This is a genomic window from Streptomyces alkaliterrae (assembly GCF_007097205.2).
Classification (GTDB): Bacteria; Actinomycetota; Actinomycetes; order Streptomycetales; family Streptomycetaceae; genus Streptomyces; species Streptomyces alkaliterrae.
In genome coordinates, this window is sequence record NZ_VJYK02000582.1 from 1 (window position 1) to 1356 (window position 1356).

The 1356-nt window shown below is 74.1% G+C and carries 1 protein-coding gene and 1 pseudogene; both read right to left on the reverse strand.

The features are described from left to right. A pseudogene (locus tag FNX44_RS26905) lies at window positions 1-472 on the reverse strand (hypothetical protein); the annotation flags it as partial. A gap of 147 nt (window positions 473-619) precedes the next feature. Beyond that, the coding region (locus FNX44_RS26910) for an NAD(P)H-quinone oxidoreductase (protein WP_143651572.1) at window positions 620-1356 on the reverse strand (737 nt) is incomplete at its 5' end.

Below are 1356 nucleotides of genomic sequence, written 5' to 3' on the forward strand. Positions count from 1 at the left end.
GACGGGAGCGGTCCCCCGCACGGTCCTCCTCGCCGTCCGCGTACAGATCGTGGTTGCCGGGCCGGTCCCGGTCCCCCGCCGCGGGCACCCACGTGGGCCCCGGCAGCGGCAGCACGGTACGGGCCGGCGCCACCGGCTCCGCCCGCCCCACCGGACCCGGCAGCGGCCCCCGCGACGGCGACGGCGCGCTCTCCGACGGCGACGCGCTCGGCACGGACGGCCGCGCCGAGGGACCGACCCACTCGGGCTCCGAGGGCTCCGGCTCCGGCGGCACCGACGGCGTCACCGACGGCACGGGCTCCGGCGACTGCTCCCCACCGCCCCCGCTCACCGGCCAGAGGATCAACGGCGGCTCGTGCGGCGAGGGGGAAGGCGACGACGGCGACCACGGCGACGCCGGTGCGGCCGCCGCCTGCGTCACGGGAAGCAGCAGCGCGCCGCCGAGCAGCAGCCCGATCGCGTACGCCTTCACCGCACCGCTCCTCCCGTCACGGCCACCACCCGCGCGGCCACGGCGGGTAACGATTCCAGAGTCACATGAACAACGAGTTATGGCATGCCGGGGGCAAAGCATCACCTACGGTGACCCCCGGCTCCTCCGTTCCCGTGTGTTCCGGACTCACTCCCTGACCAACAGCACCTTGCCGACATGGTCACTGCTCTCCAGCACCCGGTGCGCCTCCGCCGCGTCCGCCATCGGCACCAGCCGGTCCACCACCGGCCGTACCCGGCCGTTCTCCACCAGCGGCCACACGTGCTCCCGCACCGCCGCGATGATCGCCGCCTTCTCCGCCACCGGCCGCGACCGCAGCGTCGTCGCCATGACCGCGCCGCGCTTGCGCAGCAACGTGTTCAGGTTCAGCTCCGCCTTCACCCCGCCCTGGAGACCGATGATCGCCAACCGGCCGTTGACGGCCAGCGCCTCCACGTTCCGCTCCAGGTACTTGGCGCCCATGATGTCCAGGATCACGTCCGCGCCGCGCCCGTCCGTCGCCTTGCGGATCTCCTCGACGAAGTCCTGCTCCCGGTAGTTGATCAGCACGTCCGCGCCCAACTCCGCGCAGCGCGACAGCTTCTCCTCGCTACCGGCCGTCACCGCCACCCGCGCGCCGAGCGCCTTGCCCAGCTGGATCGCCATCGTGCCGATGCCGCTGCCGCCGCCGTGCGCCAACAGCGTCTCCCCCGGCCGCAGATGCGCGCACATCGCCACGTTCGACCACACCGTCGCGACGACCTCCGGCAGCGCCGCCGCCGTCACCACGTCCATCCCCGCCGGCACCGGCAGCACCTGCCCCGCCGGCACGACAACCCGCTCCGCGTACCCGCCGCCCACCAGCAGCGCGCACACCTCGTCCC